We start from the raw sequence: 21,044 nt of genomic DNA on the forward strand, positions 1-21,044 counted from the left end.
TCATCATGAGTAAATTAGCCAACGTATGGGTGTTTAGCGATAACGTAGAACGCTATGCGGAATTAATGACCGGCGCCCGCCAGTGGGGCGAGCAGGTACACCTTATTGTGCAGGGTAACGAACAAGCCGATCAGGTTAAAGCGCTGGGTGCCGATGACATCATCGTGCTCGAACACGCTTGTGGGCTGCAACGTGTTGAAAACTACGCCGAGACTGTCTCAGCCTTACTGCAAACACACACCGGGCTATTGCTGATGCCTGCGTCTAAACGCGCAAAATCACTGGGCGCGCGGTTGAGCATTCAACTCAATGCGGCGATGGTAAACGACGCCACAGCGGTCACTCTCGATGCTGGTGCGCTGTTTGCAGAACACCGTATGTATGGCGGTCTGGCCTTCGGTAAAGAAAAACTGAATAGCGCGCTGGCCATTATCACACTTGCCCCAGGCATGTTTGAACCCGTAGCAGCCAATCCTGCGCATACCTGCCCTGTCGTCTCAGCACCTTATATCACGCCACTTCATGAGATTGTTTGCCAGGAACGTCGAGCCAAATCCCTCAGCAGCGTGGATCTCAGCAAAGCCAAACGCGTGGTTGGCGTCGGTCGTGGCCTGGTTGCCGAGAGCGATCTGCAGATGGTACGCAATCTTGCCACCGTTCTGGGTGCCGAAGTGGGTTGTTCACGCCCTATTGCCGAAGGTGAAAACTGGATGGAGCGCGAGCGCTATATTGGCGTTTCCGGCGTGCTGTTGAAATCAGATTTGTACCTGACACTGGGCATCTCAGGACAAATTCAACATATGGTCGGCGGGAACGGCGCGAAGATCATAGTCGCCATCAATAAAGATAAAAAAGCCCCGATCTTCAACTACGCCGATTACGGTCTGGTTGGTGACATTTACAAAGTCGTCCCGGCCCTTATCGAACAGCTCAGTCGCTAACTGCCACATTTAACGCACATATCCCGCTGCACTCGCGGCGGGAAAGGAGCAAATAACATGTCAGATGAAAAATTTGATGCCATTGTGGTCGGAGCTGGCGTGGCGGGTGCGGTAGCGGGTTACGTTATGGCCCAGGCTGGGCTGGACGTGCTGGTTATTGAACGCGGAAACAGTGCTGGCAGCAAAAATATGACCGGAGGACGGCTCTACACACATAGCCTTGAGCATATTATGCCCGGCTTCGCAGAGGAAGCCCCTGTCGAACGGAAAGTGACTCGCGAAAAAATCTCTTTCCTTACCGAAGAAAGTGCTGTCACCCTCGATTTCCATCGTGAAAAAGACAACAGCCCAGCGCAGGACTCCTATACCGTATTGCGCAACAGACTCGATCCCTGGTTGATGGAAAAAGCCGAACAGGCCGGGGCTCAGTTTATTCCGGGCGTTCGCGTCGATTCCCTGATCCGAGAAGGCAACAAAGTCACTGGCGTGCAGGCGGGTGACGATATCCTGGAAGCCAACATCGTTATCCTTGCTGATGGCGTCAATTCTATGCTGGGCCGTTCACTGGGAATGGTACCGCCCTCTTCGGCGCATCATTATGCCGTTGGCGTAAAAGAACTGATCGGCCTGCCACCAGCAGTCATTGCAGATCGTTTTAATCTATCAGGAAATGAAGGGGCCGCCTGGTTGTTTGCCGGTTCGCCATCTAATGGACTGATGGGCGGAGGTTTCCTGTACACCAACAAAGACTCCATCTCTCTGGGGCTGGTATGTGGTCTGGGCGATATCGAGCATGCGACAAAAAGCATTCCGCAAATGCTGGAAGATTTTAAACAACACCCAACTATTCGCCCACTGATCGCCGGCGGTGAGCTGCTGGAGTATTCCGCGCACATGGTTCCGGAAGGTGGCCTGGCGATGGTACCGAAGCTGGTTGATGACGGGGTGATGATCGTCGGCGACGCCGCCGGTTTTTGTCTGAACCTGGGCTACACCGTGCGTGGCATGGATTTGGCGATCGCTTCTGCAGAGGCTGCGGCCAAAACCGCCATTGCCGCGAAAGAACGTCAGGATTTCTCCGCCAGCAGCCTGATGGACTACAAACGCGCCCTTGAACAGGGTTGTGTAATACGTGATTTACAACATTTCCGTAAGATCCCCGCGCTAATGGAAAACCCCCGTTTGTTTACCCAATACCCGCGCATGGTGGCCGATATCATGAGCGATATGTTCACCGTTGATGGCAGCCCGAACCAGCCAATTCGCAAGACCATTTTGTCCCACGCGAAGCAGATTGGGCTGATGAACCTACTGAAAGACGGCATCAAGGGAGCAACCGCGCTATGAGTCAGGACAACACCGTAAATGTTGACGTCAAACTGGGCGTTAACAAATTCAATGTCGATGAGGGGCATCCGCACATCATCCTTGCCGAACATCCTGACATGAAAGAATTTCGCAAGCTGCTGAAAGCCTGTCCTGCTGGACTTTATAAGCAGGACGAAAGTGGAAATATTCATTTTGATTCCGCCGGCTGCCTGGAATGTGGTACCTGCCGGGTTCTGTGCGGTTCCACTATCCTCGAACAATGGGAATACCCGGTTGGGACATTTGGTGTGGATTTCCGTTACGGCTAACACGTATCGCCTGTTGTACGCCGGGTACAGCACGTCTGTTATCCGGCAGGACGTGTACCGAAATTATCCAGGGAATAACTCATGAGTGTCACATTAACGTTTAATGCCGAACGTCGGGAAGCTTATCGACAACAAGGATTTTGGGGGGATGCATCGCTGGGTGATTACTGGAGCCAAACCGCCCAGGCGATGCCGGACAAAATCGCTGTGGTCGATAATCACGGCGATTCATACACCTACGCCGCGCTCGACAGTGCGGCTAGCCGCCTGGCGACCTGGTTGTTAGCCTGCGGAATCCAGCCTGGTGACCGCATCGCCTTTCAATTGCCCGGCTGGTGTGAATTCACCCTTATCTATCTGGCCTGTCTGAAAACCGGGGCGGTTTCCGTACCACTACTTCCTGCCTGGCGCGAAGCCGAACTGGTATGGGTACTGAACAAATGCAAGGCAAAGATTTTTTTCGCTCCTACGCTGTTTAAACAAACCCGGCCGGTGGATCTGATCCTGCCCTTGCAAAACCAGTTGCCGCATCTGCAACAGATTGTTGCCGTCGATAAGCTGGCACCCGCGACAGACTCACTGGCACTCAGCCAGCTTCTTTTATCACCCCCCTTAACTCAGCCAGTCAACGTGCATGCCGATGAGCTGGCTGCGGTGCTGTTTACCTCCGGAACAGAGGGGATGCCCAAAGGGGTAATGCTGACCCACAATAACATCCTGGCCAGTGAACGCGCCTATTGTGCCCGTCTTAATCTCACCTGGCTGGATGTATTTTTAATGCCTGCGCCACTCGGCCATGCTACCGGTTTTTTACATGGCGTGACCGCGCCGTTTTTAATTGGCGCACGCAGCGTACTGCTGGATATTTTTACTCCCACTGCCTGCCTCGAATTGCTCGAACAACAGCGCTGTACCTGCGTACTCGGCGCTACACCGTTCGTCTATGACATGCTGTGTAGTGTGGAAAAACATCCCTACGATCTCTCGTCGTTACGCTTTTTCTTATGCGGCGGCACCACTATTCCGAAAAGAATAGCCCGCGATTGTCAGCAGCTCGGCATTAAACTGTTAAGCGTCTATGGCTCAACAGAAAGCTCGCCGCACGCGGTGGTCAATCTGGATGATTCACTTTCCCGCATGATGAACACCGACGGATATGCCGCTGCCGGCGTGGAAATTAAAGTCGTCGATGAGGCACGTAACACGTTGCCTGCGGGTATGGAAGGAGAAGAGGCATCCCGCGGACCCAATGTCTTTATGGGTTACCTTGATGAACCTGAACTGACCGCCCGAGCATTGGATAATGACGGCTGGTATTACAGCGGCGATTTGTGCCGAATGGACGATGCCGGATACATCAAAATCACCGGGCGTAAGAAAGATATTATTGTGCGCGGTGGAGAAAATATCAGTAGCCGCGAGGTCGAGGATATTCTGTTGCAGCATCCGCGTATCCATGATGCCTGCGTTGTGGCAATGCCTGACGATCGTTTAGGCGAAAGATCGTGTGCGTATGTGGTGCTAAAACCTCCGCACCATTCGCTGTCGCTGGAGTCTGTCGTGGCCTTTTTTAGCCGTAAACGGGTAGCAAAATACAAGTACCCGGAGCACATCGTGGTTGTCGAGAAGTTACCGCGCACGGCGTCTGGCAAGATCCAAAAATTTCAGCTACGTCAGGATATTATTCAGCGTTTGAGCGTGGAGAGTATTACCGGATAAAGCGCCGGATGGCAATGCTAACGCATCTTATCCGGCCTACGTTGAATAGGCCGGATAAGGCATGATATTACTTGTTCAGTTCAGCCAGACTCAGCCAGGTTTGTACTACGGTGTCCGGGTTCAGCGACAGGCTGTCGATCCCCTCTTCCATCAGCCAGGCCGCGAAGTCTTCGTGGTCAGATGGGCCCTGACCACAAATACCAACGTATTTGCCCTGTTTCTTAGCGGCACGAATCGCCATCGACAACAGTGCTTTCACCGCATCGTTACGCTCATCAAACAGCTCAGAAACCACGCCAGAGTCACGGTCCAGACCCAGCGCCAGCTGTGTCATGTCGTTAGACCCGATAGAGAAGCCGTCGAAGTATTCGAGGAACTGTTCAGCCAGCAAGGCGTTGGATGGGATCTCACACATCATGATGATCTTCAGTCCATGCTCGCCGCGCTTCAGCCCCTGACGTGCCAGCTCTTCCACGACCGCTTTCGCCTGGGCAACGGTACGAACAAACGGTACCATTACTTCCACGTTAATCAGCCCCATGTCGTTACGGACACGTTTTACGGCATCACATTCCAGCGCAAAACAGTCACGGAAGCTATCCGCAACATAACGACCGGCGCCACGGAAGCCCAACATCGGGTTCTCTTCATGCGGTTCATAACGCTCACCGCCGACCAGGTTGGCATATTCGTTGGACTTAAAGTCCGACATGCGCACGATGACACGTTTCGGATAAAACGCCGCACCCAGCGTCGCGATCCCTTCAGTCAGGCGACCTACGTAGAACTCGCGTGGTGAATCAAACCCTTTCATCATCGCGCGAATTTCGTTTTGCAGTTCCGGCGTTTGATCATCGAATTCCAGCAGTGCACGTGGGTGCACGCCAATCATACGGTTGATAATAAACTCGAGACGCGCCAGGCCGACACCTTCGTTTGGCAGACAAGCGAAGTCAAAAGCGCGGTCCGGGTTACCGACGTTCATCATCACTTTCAACGGCAGATCCGGCATGGTTTCCACGCTGGAACTCTTCACGCTGAAGTCCAGCATGTCGGCATACACGTAGCCGGTGTCGCCTTCCGCACAGGAGACAGTGACTTTCTCGCCGTCTTTCATGCGTTCGGTCGCATCGCCACAGCCAACAACTGCCGGAATTCCCAGTTCACGGGCAATAATCGCCGCATGACAGGTACGACCGCCGCGGTTGGTGACGATCGCCGCCGCTTTTTTCATGATCGGTTCCCAGTCCGGGTCGGTCATGTCGGTAACCAGCACATCGCCTGGCTCGATACGGTTCATTTCGCTGATGTCATGAATGACTTTTACCGGACCAGCACCGATACGGTGACCGATGGCGCGACCTTCAGCAATAATTTTACCCTGAGCATGCAGCGTATAACGTTCCATCACCTGGCCACGAGAACGCACGGTTTCCGGGCGAGCCTGTACAATGAACAGCTTGCCGGTATGACCGTCTTTAGCCCATTCGATGTCCATCGGACGACCGTAGTGCTTCTCGATTTGCACCGCCTGCTTCGCCAGCTCCTGCACTTCCTCGTTGGTCAGTGAGAAAATATCGCGTTGCGCCTGCGGAACGTCTTCAATGGTAACCTGCTTGCCATGCTCCTGAGTCGGCGCATAAATCATGCGGATTTTCTTAGAGCCCATAGTACGACGCACGATGGACGGACGGTTGGCCGCCAGTGTCGGTTTGTGCACGTAGAATTCATCCGGGTTCACAGCACCCTGCACCACCATTTCACCCAGTCCCCACGCGGAGGTGATAAACACCACCTGGTCGAAGCCGGATTCGGTATCAATGGAGAACATGACGCCGGAAGACGCCAGGTCTGAGCGCACCATCCGCTGAACGCCCGCAGACAGCGCTACACCACGGTGATCATAGCCCTGATGAACACGATAGGAGATTGCGCGGTCGTTAAACAGCGAGGCAAACACGTGTTTGATAGCGACCAGTACCGCATCAAAGCCCTGGACGTTAAGGAACGTTTCCTGCTGGCCGGCGAATGACGCATCTGGCATATCTTCTGCGGTAGCGGAGGAACGCACAGCAAAAGAAGCATTGGCATCGTCCGCTGACAGCTGCGCGTAGGCATCGCGGACGGCATTTTCCAGTTCAGGCTGGAAAGGAGTGTCGATAATCCACTGGCGGATCTGTGCACCCGCTTTTGCAAGCTCGGTAACATCGTCGATATCCGTTTTATCCAGCAGCTCATAAATGCGCTGGTTTACGCCGCTTTGGTCCAGAAACTGGTTAAACGCATCGGCGGTCGTTGCAAAACCATTCGGTACGGAAACGCCCATACCTGAAAGGTTAGTAATCATTTCACCCAGGGAGGCATTTTTGCCCCCAACTCTGTCTACATCATTCATGCCGAGTTGGTTATACCAAAGCACCAGCGGTGACGAGCCATTGTTGGACATCGAACAATCCTTATATATGAACGAGGTTAGGAAACTCAATTTTGCGTAATTATCTTGGCATATTTACCTCAGCGAAAAAAACGGTGAATCGTTCAAGCAACTTTATTTTTTATTTTTTCAGATTCTTTCCGCATTTGCGCAAACCCGCGAACGGCACGGGATCACCACAAAATCAGTCGGTATAAACATTTGTTCCGAAAAATGAAATGTACTTTTCATTAAATATAAAAATAGCGTTTCATTTTATAAAATAGATACAGCAATATTCGCTTCTGACGAATTTTAATTTATGCTTTCAGAGAATTATGTCTGCCCCCAGGATGAGCAAAATGGATAATGCTGTTGATCGTCATGTATTTTATATTTCTGATGGCACCGCCATCACCGCAGAGGTATTGGGTCATGCGGTAATGTCGCAATTTCCGGTCACGATCAGCAGCATTACGCTGCCGTTTGTTGAAAATGAGAGTCGTGCTCGTGCGGTTAAAGACCAGATTGACGCCATTTATCAACAAACGGGTGTGCGTCCGCTGGTGTTCTACTCCATCGTGTTGCCGGAAATTCGCTCGATCATTTTACAAAGCGAGGGTTTTTGCCAGGACATCGTCCAGGCACTGGTTGCCCCGCTGCAACACGAGATGAAACTCGACCCCACACCGATCGCGCATCGCACGCACGGCCTGAATCCTGGCAATCTCAACAAGTATGATGCGCGTATTGCCGCCATTGATTATACCCTCGCGCACGACGACGGTATCTCGTTGCGCAACCTTGATCAGGCACAGGTGATCCTGCTTGGAGTTTCCCGCTGCGGAAAAACGCCTACCAGCTTATACCTGGCAATGCAGTTTGGTATCCGGGCCGCTAACTACCCCTTTATTGCCGATGATATGGATAATCTGGTACTGCCCGCCTCTCTGAAGCCGTTACAACACAAACTGTTTGGTCTGACGATTGACCCTGAACGCCTGACGGCCATCCGCGAAGAACGCCGTGAAAACAGTCGCTACGCCTCGCTGCGCCAGTGCCGAATGGAAGTTGCTGAAGTAGAGGCGCTGTACCGGAAAAATCAAATTCCGTGGTTAAACAGTACCAATTATTCAGTAGAAGAGATTGCCACCAAGATCCTCGACATCATGGGGCTGAATCGCCGCATGTACTAGAATGCTAGTGCATTGGTTCGATTTTTTGTTATTATGCTCGCCACCAGGCAGGATGAGTGTGATATTGTGATGTACATCACTTCCCGGTAGTCCTGCCGTTGAAGCAACAAATTTCTGAGATAAGTAATGAACAGAACCGATGAACTCCGTACTGCGCGTATTGACAACCTGGTCACTCCAGCAGAGCTTGCGCAACGGCATCCTGTTTCGTCCTCCGTCGCCCGTCATGTCACGGAATCCCGACGCCGGATAGAAAAAATTTTGAATGGTGAAGACCCTCGCTTGCTGGTTATCGTTGGCCCTTGCTCGATTCACGATCTCGATGCCGCCATGGAATACGCCACGCGTTTGCAGGCACTGCGTACTAAACACCAGGCGCGTCTGGAAATCGTGATGCGTACCTATTTTGAAAAACCGCGTACCGTCGTGGGCTGGAAAGGCCTCATTTCCGACCCGGATTTGAATGGCAGCTATCGTGTAAATCATGGTATTGAGCTGGCACGTAAACTGCTGTTACAGGTCAATGAACTGGGTGTACCGACAGCCACTGAATTCCTCGATATGGTGACAGGGCAGTTTATTGCCGATCTGATCAGTTGGGGCGCAATTGGTGCACGCACCACAGAGAGCCAAATTCACCGTGAAATGGCTTCTGCGCTCTCCTGCCCTGTCGGGTTCAAAAACGGGACAGATGGCAATACACGTATCGCCGTCGATGCTATTCGCGCGTCACGCGCCAGCCACATGTTCCTCTCACCGGATAAAACCGGGCAGATGACTATCTATCAGACCAGCGGCAACCCCTACGGTCATATCATCATGCGCGGTGGTAAAAAGCCGAACTACTCTGCCGAAGATATTGCTGCTGCCTGCGATACACTGCATGAATTCTCTTTGCCGGAGCATCTGGTGGTGGATTTCAGCCATGGCAATTGCCAGAAGCAGCATCGCCGTCAGTTAGAAGTGTGCGATGACGTCTGTCAGCAGATTCGCAATGGTTCGACGGCAATAGCAGGGATCATGGCGGAAAGTTTCTTACGCGAAGGTACGCAAAAAATCGTCAGCGGCCAGCCACTGGTTTATGGTCAGTCAATCACCGATCCCTGCCTGAACTGGGAAGATACGGAACTGCTGGTCGAAAAACTCGCCGCGGCGGTAGACAGTCGATTCTAACATCATGCCCGGGTGGCGGTTTCGCCTGACCCGACCTACGGTTCGTGCCCCTCCAGGCCCGGTCAGCATCATGCTACCGGGCTTTTTTAATGCAGCGCAATCCCGCAAATTTGATCCCGTCACAATTATTTCACAAAAAGGCTTGATGCAAATTCTCAGTTTATTGATAATGATTATCATTGTTACATTGATTGTTATTTTTAAACACTATGTCACGTATGGATAACACTACAGCAACGCCTGCAAAAGAAAAAACACCGCCCTCTGTCACGCCTAACGAACGTCGGATTGACAGTAAAAGCCTGCTGGGAAATGAAGGACGAGTGATCATAGAACATGATGGTCAGCACTACCTGCTGCGCCAGACACATGCCGGAAAACTCATTCTGACTAAATAAATACCTATTACGCCAGCCACCCAGGTGATACCCAGGCAGCCAGCGCTTTCGATTTTCTAATGGAGAGTTGCTATGCCACACCTGCACACAACATCGCTGCGCCCATCGCTTTTGGCACTGGCGATCGTAAGTCACCTTCCCGTCGCCGCCTATGCGGCGGCTGAAGATATGACTGTCACCGCCACCGGCAATGCCCGCAGTGCCTTTGAAGCGCCAATGATGGTCAGCGTGATTGATGCAACCGCGCCGGAAAACCAGACGGCCAGTTCAGCGGCAGATCTGTTACGTAAAGTGCCTGGACTTACCCTTGATGGTACGGGACGAACCAACGGTCAGGACGTCAATCTGCGCGGCTATGACCGCCGCGGAGTGCTGGTGCTGGTAGACGGCGTACGTCAGGGAACCGACACCGGACACCTGAACAGTACATTTCTGGATCCGGCGCTCATTAAACGTATCGAAGTGGTACGAGGCCCTTCGGCTCTGCTGTATGGCAGCGGTGCGCTCGGAGGGGTAATCGCCTATGACACAGCGGACGCTAAAGACTTACTTGAAGCGGGTAAAAACAGCGGTTACCGCGTGTTCGGTACTGCTGCCTCGGGCGATCATAGCCTCGGCATGGGTGCCAGCGCGTTTGGTCGAACCGACACGCTGGACGGTCTGCTCGCCTGGTCAACTCGCGATCGCGGTGACTTACGCCAGAGCGACGGTACCACCGCGCCGAACGATGAAGCAATAAACAATATGCTGGCAAAAGGTAGCTGGAAAATTGACAGCGCCCAGACTCTGGCAGGCTCACTACGTTATTACAACAATGATGCACGTGAGCCCAAAAATCCGCAAACCAGCGCAGCAGATACCAGTAACAACCCGATGACCGATCGCTCAACGATCCAGCGTGACGCACAGTTGACCTACACGCTCGCCCCTGCGGACAATGACTGGCTGAACGCTGATGCTCGCATTTACTGGTCCGAGGCGCGCATTAATGCCCAGAATCCGGATGCAACTAATGAGTTTCGCAAACAAACGACCAAAGGCGGAAAAATTGATAACCGCAGCCGGTTGTTTACCGACTCTTTTGCTTCTCACCTGTTAACTTACGGGGGGGAGTACTATCGCCAGGAACAACGCCCCGGCGGTGCGACGACCGGTTTCCCTGAGGCAAAAATTGATTTCAGCTCCGGCTGGCTACAGGATGAAATCACCCTGCGAGATCTGCCAGTAACATTGCTGGGTGGTACACGCTATGACTCATATCGCGGTAGCAGCGATAGTTACGCGGATGTCGATGCCGACAAATGGTCGTCCCGCGCAGGAATGACCGTCACGCCGGCCGACTGGCTGATGCTGTTCGGGTCCTGGGCTCAGGCTTTCCGCGCGCCGACAATGGGCGAGATGTACAACGATGCAAAACACTTCTCCATCGGCCGTTTTTACACCAACTATTGGGTACCCAACCCTAACCTGCGTCCGGAAACCAACGAAACGCAGGAGTATGGCTTCGGTTTGCGCTTTGACGATTTGCTGATGGCAAGCGATGCGCTCGAATTTAAAGCCAGCTATTTCGATACCAAAGCGAAAGATTACATCTCCACCAGCGTCAATTTTGCTGCCGCGACGACCATGTCCTATAACGTACCCAATGCCAAAATCTGGGGCTGGGACGTGATGGCGAAGTACTCCGCCGATCTGTTCAGTTTAGACATGGCCTACAACCGTACACGAGGCAAAGATACCGACACCGGTGAATACATTTCCAGCATTAACCCGGATACCGTCACCAGCAAACTGAACATACCCGTAGCACACAGCGGTTTCTCAGTCGGCTGGATAGGTACGTTTGCGGACCGCTCAACCCATATCAGCAGCAGCTACACCAAACAGCCCGGCTATGCCGTAAACGACTTTTACGTGAGCTATCAGGGTCAACAGGCGCTGAAAGGTATGACCACCACGCTGGTACTGGGTAACGCTTTTGACAAAGAGTACTGGTCTCCGCAAGGCATTCCGCAAGATGGCCGTAACGGCAAAATTTTCGTGAGTTATCAGTGGTAATCACCCTGCCCCGACGAGCCGGGGCAGCAATCTGGAAGGAAGAGGCAATGAATCACTACACACGCTGGCTGGAACTGAAAAAAGAACATCCTGGAAAATATGCCCGTGACATCGCAGGGTTGATGAACATTAGCGAAGCTGAACTGACCTTCGCACGCGTCGGTCATGACGCGTGGCGTTTACGCGGCGAAGTGCGCGAGATCCTGGGCGCTCTGGAAGCCGTAGGCGAAACAAAATGTATTTGCCGTAATGAATATGCAGTGCATGAACAAACCGGTGCCTTTACCAACCAACACCTTAACGGTCATGCCGGGCTGGTACTGAACCCACGCGCCCTCGATTTACGTCTGTTCCTGAACCAGTGGGCCAGCGCCTTCCATATCAGCGAAACCACCGCCCGTGGCGAACGTCAAAGTATCCAATTTTTCGACCATCAGGGTGATGCGCTGCTGAAGGTTTATGTCACGGAGAATACCGATATTACCGCATGGGGTTCGCTGCTGACCCGTTTCATCTTCGCAGAAAATCCGCCGCTGACGCTGCAAACTGTCGAACCCGTCGTACCCGCCGTTAATGTAGACGCTGCGACAGTGGACAAAGAGTGGCGCGCCATGACCGATGTTCATCAGTTCTTCGGCCTACTGAAGCGCCATAATCTGACCCGCCAACATGCATTTAATCTGGTAGGTGACGACCTGGCCTGTAAAGTCAGTAATGGTGCGTTGGCACAGTTACTCGAAACCACACAACAAGATGGCAACGAAATCATGGTATTTGTGGGAAATCGCGGCTGCGTGCAGATCTTTACCGGCGTGGTAGAAAAGCTGGTGCCGATGAAAGGCTGGCTCAATATTTTCAACCCGACCTTTACCCTGCATCTGCTGGAAGAGCGCGTCGCCGAAACGTGGGTAACACGTAAACCGACCGCCGATGGTCACGTGACCAGCCTGGAGTTGTTTGCCGCAGATGGCACGCAAATCGCCCAGCTTTATGGACAGCGTACGGAAGGTGAACCGGAGCAGGCACAATGGCGAGCGCAGATCGATGCCTTAACGCCAAAAGGACTGGCCGCATGAAAAAACTGCTGGTCCTGATTGCGTTGCTCCCCGTCACGGCGCTGGCAGCGCCTGAGGAAAGGGTTGTGGCGCTCGGTGGCGACGTCACCGAAATTGTGTATGCGCTGGATGCGCAATCATCCCTTGTGGCACGTGACAGCACCAGCCAGTGGCCTGAAGCGGCAAACACGCTACCGGATGTTGGTTATTTACGCCAACTCAACGCCGAAGGGATCCTGGCTACCCGCCCAACGCTGGTGCTAGCAAGCGCACAAGCGCAGCCTTCTCTGGCGCTAAAACAGCTTGAGCAGAGCAACGTCAGGGTTGTCACGATCCCGGCGAGTAACGATCTTAACGTGATTGATGAAAAAATTCGCGTCATCGCCAAAGCCACCCATCGGGAGGCTGACGGTGAAACGCTGCGCACCCGCTTACGTCAGGAAATGACGGCATTGCCGTCATCTGAACTTAACAAACGCGTGCTGTTTATTCTCAATCATGGCGGGATGACCGCGATGGCGGCAGGGCAGGAAACGGGGGCAGATGCCGCTATTCGCGCGGCCGGCTTACGTAACGCAATGCAGGGTTTTAGCCGTTACCAGCCGTTATCACAAGAAGGCGTAATAGCCAGCCAGCCTGACCTGGTGGTGATCTCACGGGATGGTATTCAGGCCGTTGGTGGTGAAGCTAACCTGTGGGCACTGCCTGGACTTGCGCAAACGCCTGCCGGGCGCAATAAGCAGGTACTGCAGATTGATGATATGGCATTACTGGGCTTTAGCGTTCGCACGCCACAGGCCATTTTGCAGCTACGCGCCAAAGCGGAGCAATTGCCCTGATGACCCGACGAATCACCTGCTCGTTATGGACGCTGGCCTTTATGCTGGGTGTCATGACGATACTGGCGACCGGTTTTGGCGCGTTGCGCCTGCCGGTAAGCCTGCTCTGGCAGGACGGAGATGACGCTTTGCGTCAAATCTGGCTCACCATTCGGCTACCGCGCGTTCTGCTCGCGCTGGTGATTGGCGGCTCACTGGCACTGGCTGGTTGCGTCATGCAGGGATTGTTTCGCAACCCGCTTGCCGACCCAGGGCTACTGGGCATTAGCAGCGGTGCGGCCTGCGCCGTCGCCCTGTGGGTAGTGTTACCGGTCTCATTACCCGCGTTACTCATGCTGTATGCGCCAATGATGGCAGCATTTCTCGGGGCACTGGCTGCCACCGTGGTGATTTTTATCCTCAGCCAACAGCGTGACGGTTCACTATCGCGTCTGTTATTGGTCGGAATTGCCATCAACGCACTCTGCGGGGCGGCGGTCGGCGTTCTGTCGTGGATCAGCAATGATGCGCAACTGCGCCAGTTGTCACTGTGGGGGATGGGCAGTTTGGGTTCTGCGCAGTGGTCAACACTACTGGCCGTCACCTCGCTAATGCTCCCAACAGTACTGGTTATCTGGCGCCTGGCTGCGGCACTGAACCTGTTACAACTGGGTGAGGAGGAGGCGCATTATCTCGGCGTTGATGTCCGGACGATCCAGCGTATTTTGTTGTTGTGCAGCGCATTACTCGTGGCCGCTGCTGTAGCGGTCAGCGGAGTCATTGGGTTCATCGGTTTGGTTGTTCCGCATTTAATGCGTATGTGGCTCGGCTCAGACCATCGGGCCGTGATCCCCGGTTCTGTTCTGGCTGGCGCATTTTTACTACTGATTGCCGATACTCTCGCCCGCACCGCCGTTGCGCCTGCGGAAATGCCCGTTGGTCTGTTGACCAGCATTCTCGGTGCGCCATGGTTTTTATGGCTTATTTTTCGTCAGCGAGGAGCGCATGACTGAACATTTTATTGCAGAAGGGCTTCACTATCGCCTTGCTGGTCGCTCAGTTATTGACGACGTATCGCTCAAACTTGCTAAAGGTGAACTGGTCGCGCTAATCGGGCCGAATGGTGCGGGAAAATCCACCCTGCTACGTCTGTTGACCGGCTTTCTTAAACCGGCTGCCGGACACTGTTTGTTAGATGGCAAATCACTGGCTGACTGGAGTACGCAGTCGCTGTCGCGCCATCGTGCGGTTATGCGTCAGCAAACGCAGGTAGGTTTTGACTGGCAGACAGAAGCCGTCATCGCGATGGGCCGCGCACCCTGGACCCAACAGCAGGAACCCCGACTTATCGCTCAGGTAATGGAAATGACCGGATGCACACCGTTGGCGGGCCGGCAATACGCCGCGCTTTCCGGTGGCGAACAACAGCGAGTGCAGCTGGCCCGTGCACTGGCACAACTTTGGTGCAACGGCGCGCCTCACGGCTGGTTATTCCTTGATGAACCCACCTCTGCGCTGGATCTTTATCACCAGCAGCACCTGTTACGCTTGCTGAAGACGCTAACCGCTTCGGGAGAGCTGCATGTGTGCATTGTGCTTCACGATCTCAATCTGGCAGCACTGTGGGCTGACCGGATCATACTGCTCCATCAAGGAAGCATTGTGTCTCAAGGGAGACCCGACGCCGTGTTACAGGCTGATGATCTGATGCGCTGGTATGGTGCTCAGGTTCACGTTGGCCAACACCCGGCCAACGCATCCCCACAAGTTTTTCTCGCACCTTAGCTGGAACAACTTACCTCCAGCCGTTTACCCCAGTCAGGTGGACGGCTGATATAATCATCATCCCGATCGATAAACGGCGTACGTAACGCAGCGTGTAACCGATGTAGTTCGGTATAATCACCCTGCTCTGCCTGGCTTATTGCCCGCTGAGCCAGCCAGTTACGTAGCACCATAGCCGGATTCGCCGTCTTCATCTGCGCTTGTCTGACAACATCAGCCACATTGTCTTGTTGCAGGCGCGTGCGGTAACGTGTGAACCAGTCGTCGAATGCCGCACGGTCAATAAACTCATCGCGCAGTGGGGACAAGGCACTGTGTTGTTCCGTTTGGCTGAGCATGCGGAACGTTCGCGTGTAGTCGCTACCTTCCCGCGCCATCAGGCTAAACAGTTCGCTAAGGATTTCGTTATCGTTTTTCTGCTCGCTAAAGAAACCCAGTTTTTGCCGCATGCGTTGCCCATAGCGGGTGAGCAAGGCCAGTTGATAACCGTCCAGCGCATCATTGAGCACATCAACCGGGATGAATGGCGACAGCGTCTGCGCCAGACGTTGTAGGTTCCACAACGCCGCAGCAGGCTGATTATCAAAACTATAGCGCCCCTGATGATCGGAGTGGTTGCAGATAAAATCTGGCACGTAATCATCAAGGAAACCGAAGGGACCATAATCCATCGTCAGGCCAAGAATCGACATGTTGTCCGTGTTCATCACCCCATGCGCAAAGCCTACGGCTTGCCAGTCGGCCATTAACACCGCGGTGCGCGTAACAACATCCGTAAACCACAACTGATACTTATCCGCCTCTTCCTGCCATTGTGGCCAGTAATGACGGATCGCAAAGTCAGCAAGCTGGCGTACTTTTTCCGGTTCACGACGATAATAAAAGTGCTCAAAATGACCGAAACGCATATGGCTTTGTGCCACGCGAATAAGCATCGCGCCTACTTCAGTGGTCTCTCGCTGCACCGGAGTCTCGCTGGTGACAATCGACAAGGCCCGGGTTGTGGGTATCCCCAAATAATGCATGGCTTCACTGGCCAGGCTCTCTCTAATCGTCGAGCGCAGCACGGCGCGCCCATCCCCCATGCGGGAATAAGGCGTTAATCCAGCGCCTTTCAGATGCCAGTCAAGGGTTGTGCCATCTGCAAGCAATTGCTCACCCAGCAGAATCCCTCGTCCATCGCCGAGTTGCCCGGCCCAGACACCGAACTGATGCCCGCTGTAGACTTGTGCCAATGGCGACATCCCAGGTAGTAGCGATTCGCCCCCCCATACACCTGCCCCACCAGAAACATCAAACAACGCATCTGGAATACCCAATTGCGCAGCCAGAGCATCGTTATGCCAGATGATGTGCGCGTTTTTCAGGGGGGTGGGCGAAAGAGCGGTATAGGTTGCTGGTAATTCATCACGCCAGCGAGTAGTAAAAGACAGGGTCATAGGGCCTCCTGTCTCTAGTGTAGACTGTTAATAGCCTGTTAAACACCAGCAAATAAAAGGGTTATCATTTTACCAGTGAAATGATCTTTGTAGGTGATACCGCCGGCCACAGTCCTCCTTGCATAGCGCTGAATCCCAAAGGCAATACCCGCGCCAGCATCTCCTGTGTATCAATACCGCTAATGATGATTGATTCACAACTGGGGGATAATTGTGCCAGAATAGCCCGCATAAACGGCTCAAACGAAATATGTGTAATCCTTTGTTGAACAAAGTTTTTATCCAGCACGACACGTTTGAACAGACCATCAAAAATTGCCCGCGTGGATATGCCCCCGGCACCGTAGTTTGTCAGTATTAATGGGAACCGCGCAGCCAGAGCCGCCAGTGTGGGATTTTCTTTGCCACTGTTTAACTCCGGATAACTTTCATTAATCGTCAGTTCAATAAATGAAAATCGTTCAACACGTGAAGCATATTCAGCGTCTGATAATAAAGTATTAGCAACCGCTGGCGTTAAATTAATCCAGGCCGGAATTTTGCGTTGAATAAAAAAGTGTTGGCACGTTTCGATTAATTCCAGCTTCTCGGCAAATAAACGACATTGCTCGTCGTCTGACATCCGGGGCATAACCAGCTCTGTTGGCATGCGTACGTTGCCATCCGGGCTGACAAAGTTTGTAACAATATCGACGAACTCAAGGTCACCTTTTTCACTTCGTGCAGGAAGAAAAGAGAACTCTGAATGATAAAGATAATCCAGTGAAACAATCATTGTGCCAGCCCCTCTGCATGGGTGTAATCCGGCATCCTGTAGCAAAGGATGGAAAAATACGTTGCTGCTGATACAAATAGAGGCCCTTTCATTTTTCCCTTTTTAGCCAGTAAATCGAATCCTTTTTTTTTAGCTTATCCTGATTATAAACGAATATCCAGCTTTGCACTTTTTAATATCTCGGGATAAATCATATTTTTAGCAAGATACGCTCTTAACGTTTGGGGTTATTGACCGACAAACAGCAGAAGTGAAAGTTGACATTTAAAATGAGGATGACGAGACAACCGCGCACCGATCTCGTCATCCGTAATGATTAAATTCGACGTGCCTGCCAAAAGTTTTTACGCCAGTAGACGTTATCCAGTGAAGAACGCATCACTCCGCGACTGGTTGAAGCATGGATAAATTGATTATTGGTATCGTAAATTCCGACATGCAGACCACTTTCACCGGAACCCGTTTTAAAGAAAACCAGATCGCCGGGTAGCAAATCATCTTTATCGATCTCGGTACCAATCTTTGATTGAGTACGTGTGTCTCGCGGTAATTGAAGATCGAATTGGTCACGCATCGTCATCAACACAAATCCCGAACAATCCACCCCGCTACGGCTCATACCGCCATAGCGATAGGGGGTGCCATGCCAGGTTTGCAACTGATCGTTAAGACCCGCGATAACGGCGATAGAGTCCGACAGTCGGGCATTCGGCGCAGGAGCTCGATGGCTGCTGCACCCCGCCAAAAACAATGCTGTGATGAAAAGGAGCCAAAAGCGCATTCAGGACGAATCCTCTGATTTTTATTTTTGTGTCAATTTAGCGTGGAAATTATGTGATTTTCAAGAACCCATTTAACTTAAGTGGTTGATATGAGCATTCTGTGGCCTTCAATATCCAGGCGACGGAAATTTACACCATAGGCCAACGACAGATTTGCTGGCGTCAGCACCACATCACGCGAACCGCTCGCCAGCAGCTTTCCGCGTTTGAGCAACCACGCCTTGTGCGCATGGCGTAGCGTATGGTTAAGATCATGACTGCTCATCACAATGGCGATTCCTTGCAGACACAGCTGGCTCAACAATCTATCCAGCGCGTTTTGTTGCGCCACGTCCAGGCTATTCATCGGCTCATCCAGCAACAAAAGTTGCCCATGCGGATTAGACTGTGGACTCATTTGCAGGATGACGGCCGCCAGACGCACACGTTGCCATTCCCCCCCTGACAGCTGATTTACACCACGTCCCAGTTTATCTCCCAGCCCAAGCGCATCAGCCACCTCCTGCAGCAGGTCTGTTCGCGCTTTATCAGGCTGATGCAGCGTCAGAAAATGCCAGACCGGCATCGCAAATGGCGGATTTTGCTGTTGCGCAAGATAAGCACGATACTGCGCCAGCTTCGCTGCTGGCCAGTCTCCGAGCGGTGTATCACCAAAGGTGATGCTCCCCTCTCCGGTCGTCAGTCCCGCCATTCGCGCCAACAACGTACTTTTCCCCGCGCCGTTGGGGCCCACTAAATGCAGGATCTCTCCTGCTTTAATTTCACCAGATAGCGGGCCGAGTCGGGTAGATTCCGCAACATCCTGTAGCAGCATTAATCGGGACATTAGTTGGCCAATGCAGTCTTTATAGCGTGTACAAGAACCGGGTCCTCAGGCGTCATATCAGGGGAATAACGCTGCAGCACCTGCCCATCCCGACCGACTAAGAACTTCTCGAAGTTCCACAGAATATCGTCCGGGTAGAGCGGTGCCCGCCCTTTACTCGCCATACGCGCATAAAATCCGCTATCCGCCGGTGCAACCGCTGTGGGTGCCGCATCAATCAGCTTCTGATACAACGGATGGCGGGCTTCGCCATTGACATCAATCTTACTGAACATCGGGAAGGTAACGCCCCAGGTGGTGCTGCAATACGTCTTAATCTCGTCTTCGCTGCCGGGCTCCTGCCCCAGAAACTGGTTGCAGGGAAATCCCAGAACGGTGAAACCCTGCCCATGCCAGGCTTTCTGCAGGTTTTCCAGTTGCTCATACTGCGGCGTTAACCCACATTTTGAGGCTACGTTGACAATTAACAGTACATTTCCGGCATACGCCTGCAATGAGGTCGCCTCGCCGTCGATGGTTGTCACTTCCGTATTAAAAAGCGTGTTTTGCATAGCATCTCCAGACCAACAGGTGAATAGTGGGATGACCCTGTTCAGCTTTTAAGCATAGACCGAACCTGCGCTTTCTAGCGCGCAGCTTTTAACAATAACCAGATAAATACCGGTGCGCCCATCGTGGCCGTCACCACGCCAATGGGTAATTCAGCCGATGCCAGTACCAGACGTGCGACAACATCAGCAAACAGTAGTGCAATTGCCCCCGCCAGCGCACACCCAGGGAGTAAAACGCGGTGGTCGGTTAATCCACACAGTCGCAGAATATGGGGGATTACCAGCCCGATAAAACCAATTGCCCCTGCCAGCGCCACGCTCACGCCAACCATCCATCCCGTGGCAACCACCAGCAGGTTGCGCCAGAACCATAAAGGCAGCCCCAGCTGGCGCGCGGAGGTTTCGCCCAGCGCCAGCATATTCATCGGCTGAGACTGGCAACAAATCCACAGCAATACGGGGAGCAACGCGACCATGAGCCAGGCCTGATGCCAGTCTACGCCACCGAAGCCCCCCATCATCCAGTACATCAACTGTCGAAGATCAAAAGAGGTGGAAAAATAGATAGCCCAGGTCATCAGAGCGCTGCAGATAATCCCCAGCGCCACGCCTGCCAACAGCAAACGACTGGTCGATAAATGTCGACGGGCAAAACGAAGAAGAATGAGAGTGATAATCAGCGCACCAGCAATGGCGCATAGGCCCAATGCCCAGCCGGGTAATTGCCCTTGCCCCAACAGCACAGCCGCAATAAGCCCTACCCCCGCGCCATTAGACACACCGAGTAAGCCAGGCTCCGCGAGCGGATTTTCAAACAGCGCCTGCATCACCGCGCCAGCCAGGGCCAGTGCGGCACCTACCAGCAATACGGCAAGTGTACGAGGAAGTCGAATTTGCCAGACAAACAGATCACCGCGAGCGCTAAACCAATCGCCGGGAGCAATCCACTGTTCTCCTGCGCATAAACTTATCATTGTTGCCAGCAGCATCAGCACTGACAGAGACAGTATCCAGCGCACGTTTCGTCGCTGCTGTTGATGGGCGAAAGTCAGCATGTTTTCCATTCTGCTGAAAAAAGATGGGGAGATTCTACGGTGCTGATTCAGTAGTGAAAAGGAAAAAGGCCGCATAGCGGCCTTTTTAGTTATACGCGTCATACTTTGCGTATCGTTAAATCACTCTTCTTTGGGCGTTGCGTTTTCAACCCGGCTTTTTAACTTCTGCCCGGGTCTGAAGGTCACCACGCGCCGTGCTGTAATGGGAATATCTTCGCCCGTTTTCGGGTTACGTCCCGGACGTTGATTCTTATCACGCAGATCGAAGTTACCAAAACCAGAGAGTTTTACCTGCTCACCATTTTCCAGAGCACGACGGATCTCTTCGAAAAACAGCTCGACCAGTTCTTTGGCATCCCGCTTGCTAAGCCCAAGCTTATCAAACAGATATTCTGACATTTCAGCTTTTGTAAGCGCCATAGG

At 52.9% G+C, this 21,044-nt stretch carries 20 protein-coding genes; 12 read left to right on the top strand and 8 right to left on the bottom strand.

The genetic code is table 11. The features are described from left to right. The first annotated feature begins 5 nt into the window (after positions 1–5). The 4 genes from NNO03_RS06155 (at position 6) to fadK (ending at position 4,297) form a co-directional block, all read left to right on the top strand. Positions 6–941 carry an electron transfer flavoprotein subunit alpha gene (locus tag NNO03_RS06155; RefSeq protein WP_271449079.1) on the top strand — a complete coding sequence of 312 codons (936 nt, stop codon included), beginning with the start codon at positions 6–8 and terminating at the stop codon, positions 939–941. A 57-nt stretch (positions 942–998) separates the two neighbouring features. Next, positions 999–2,288: an FAD-dependent oxidoreductase gene (locus NNO03_RS06160; protein WP_271449080.1), complete on the top strand. Its 1,290-nt coding sequence runs from the start codon at positions 999–1,001 to the stop codon at positions 2,286–2,288. Then, the gene (locus NNO03_RS06165) at positions 2,285–2,578 is read left to right on the top strand and encodes a ferredoxin family protein (RefSeq protein WP_271440768.1); all 294 of its coding nucleotides are present in this window, start codon (positions 2,285–2,287) and stop codon (positions 2,576–2,578) included. Before NNO03_RS06160 ends, NNO03_RS06165 begins: the two co-directional genes overlap by 4 nt. A gap of 81 nt (positions 2,579–2,659) precedes the next feature. Beyond that, positions 2,660–4,297, top strand: a complete 1,638-nt coding sequence (fadK, locus tag NNO03_RS06170; protein ID WP_271449081.1) for a medium-chain fatty-acid--CoA ligase — start codon at positions 2,660–2,662, stop codon at positions 4,295–4,297. Positions 4,298–4,364: 67 nt separating this feature from the next. Here fadK and ppsA read toward each other — a convergent pair whose 3' ends face one another. Further along, positions 4,365–6,743: a phosphoenolpyruvate synthase gene (gene ppsA, locus NNO03_RS06175; RefSeq protein ID WP_271449082.1), complete on the bottom strand. Its 2,379-nt coding sequence runs from the start codon at positions 6,741–6,743 to the stop codon at positions 4,365–4,367. 329 nt (positions 6,744–7,072) lie between these two features. On the opposite strand from ppsA, the gene ppsR reads away from it, so the two are divergent. The 8 genes from ppsR (at position 7,073) to NNO03_RS06215 (ending at position 15,193) form a co-directional block, all read left to right on the top strand. Then, a complete protein-coding gene (gene ppsR, locus NNO03_RS06180; protein WP_137383349.1) occupies positions 7,073–7,906 on the top strand; it encodes a posphoenolpyruvate synthetase regulatory kinase/phosphorylase PpsR in 834 nt (277 codons plus the stop codon). Positions 7,907–8,032: 126 nt separating this feature from the next. After that, the gene (gene aroH, locus NNO03_RS06185; protein WP_137383350.1) at positions 8,033–9,079 is read left to right on the top strand and encodes a 3-deoxy-7-phosphoheptulonate synthase AroH; all 1,047 of its coding nucleotides are present in this window, start codon (positions 8,033–8,035) and stop codon (positions 9,077–9,079) included. A gap of 209 nt (positions 9,080–9,288) precedes the next feature. Continuing rightward, positions 9,289–9,477, top strand: coding sequence for a hemin uptake protein HemP (gene hemP, locus NNO03_RS06190; protein WP_271449083.1), 189 nt, complete (start codon positions 9,289–9,291; stop codon positions 9,475–9,477). 72 nt (positions 9,478–9,549) lie between these two features. Next, positions 9,550–11,535, top strand: coding sequence for a TonB-dependent hemoglobin/transferrin/lactoferrin family receptor (locus NNO03_RS06195; RefSeq protein WP_271449084.1), 1,986 nt, complete (start codon positions 9,550–9,552; stop codon positions 11,533–11,535). A gap of 47 nt (positions 11,536–11,582) precedes the next feature. Beyond that, a complete protein-coding gene (chuS, locus tag NNO03_RS06200) occupies positions 11,583–12,611 on the top strand; it encodes a hematinate-forming heme oxygenase ChuS (RefSeq protein WP_271449085.1) in 1,029 nt (342 codons plus the stop codon). Beyond that, the gene (locus NNO03_RS06205) at positions 12,608–13,429 is read left to right on the top strand and encodes a hemin ABC transporter substrate-binding protein (protein WP_271449086.1); all 822 of its coding nucleotides are present in this window, start codon (positions 12,608–12,610) and stop codon (positions 13,427–13,429) included. Before chuS ends, NNO03_RS06205 begins: the two co-directional genes overlap by 4 nt. Next, positions 13,429–14,421, top strand: coding sequence for an iron ABC transporter permease (locus NNO03_RS06210; RefSeq protein WP_271449087.1), 993 nt, complete (start codon positions 13,429–13,431; stop codon positions 14,419–14,421). Before NNO03_RS06205 ends, NNO03_RS06210 begins: the two co-directional genes overlap by 1 nt. Beyond that, positions 14,414–15,193, top strand: coding sequence for a heme ABC transporter ATP-binding protein (locus NNO03_RS06215; RefSeq protein ID WP_271449088.1), 780 nt, complete (start codon positions 14,414–14,416; stop codon positions 15,191–15,193). The genes NNO03_RS06210 and NNO03_RS06215 overlap by 8 nt, the downstream gene beginning before the upstream one ends. Here the strand turns inward: NNO03_RS06215 and selO are convergent. From selO to ihfA, 7 genes are all read right to left on the bottom strand, one after another. Beyond that, entirely contained in the window at positions 15,190–16,632 is a 1,443-nt protein-coding gene (gene selO / locus NNO03_RS06220) for a protein adenylyltransferase SelO (RefSeq protein ID WP_271449089.1), read from the bottom strand. The two genes, NNO03_RS06215 and selO, sit on opposite strands and share 4 nt — an antisense overlap. A gap of 64 nt (positions 16,633–16,696) precedes the next feature. Next, positions 16,697–17,407: an EAL domain-containing protein gene (locus NNO03_RS06225; RefSeq protein WP_271440759.1), complete on the bottom strand. Its 711-nt coding sequence runs from the start codon at positions 17,405–17,407 to the stop codon at positions 16,697–16,699. Between the two features lie 316 nt (positions 17,408–17,723). Next, a complete protein-coding gene (locus NNO03_RS06230; protein WP_005120307.1) occupies positions 17,724–18,188 on the bottom strand; it encodes an NlpC/P60 family protein in 465 nt (154 codons plus the stop codon). 77 nt (positions 18,189–18,265) lie between these two features. Then, positions 18,266–19,015, bottom strand: coding sequence for a vitamin B12 ABC transporter ATP-binding protein BtuD (gene btuD, locus NNO03_RS06235; protein WP_271449090.1), 750 nt, complete (start codon positions 19,013–19,015; stop codon positions 18,266–18,268). Continuing rightward, positions 19,015–19,566, bottom strand: coding sequence for a glutathione peroxidase (locus NNO03_RS06240; protein WP_137383360.1), 552 nt, complete (start codon positions 19,564–19,566; stop codon positions 19,015–19,017). Before NNO03_RS06240 ends, btuD begins: the two co-directional genes overlap by 1 nt. Positions 19,567–19,640: 74 nt before the next feature. Then, entirely contained in the window at positions 19,641–20,621 is a 981-nt protein-coding gene (gene btuC, locus NNO03_RS06245; protein WP_271449091.1) for a vitamin B12 ABC transporter permease BtuC, read from the bottom strand. Between the two features lie 120 nt (positions 20,622–20,741). Next, on the bottom strand, positions 20,742–21,041 hold the full coding sequence (gene ihfA, locus NNO03_RS06250) for an integration host factor subunit alpha (protein ID WP_003030571.1): 300 nt from the start codon (positions 21,039–21,041) through the stop codon (positions 20,742–20,744). Positions 21,042–21,044: the final 3 nt, after the last annotated feature.

It is taken from the genome of Citrobacter sp. Igbk 16 (assembly GCF_028069755.1).
Lineage (GTDB): Bacteria > Pseudomonadota > Gammaproteobacteria > Enterobacterales > Enterobacteriaceae > Citrobacter.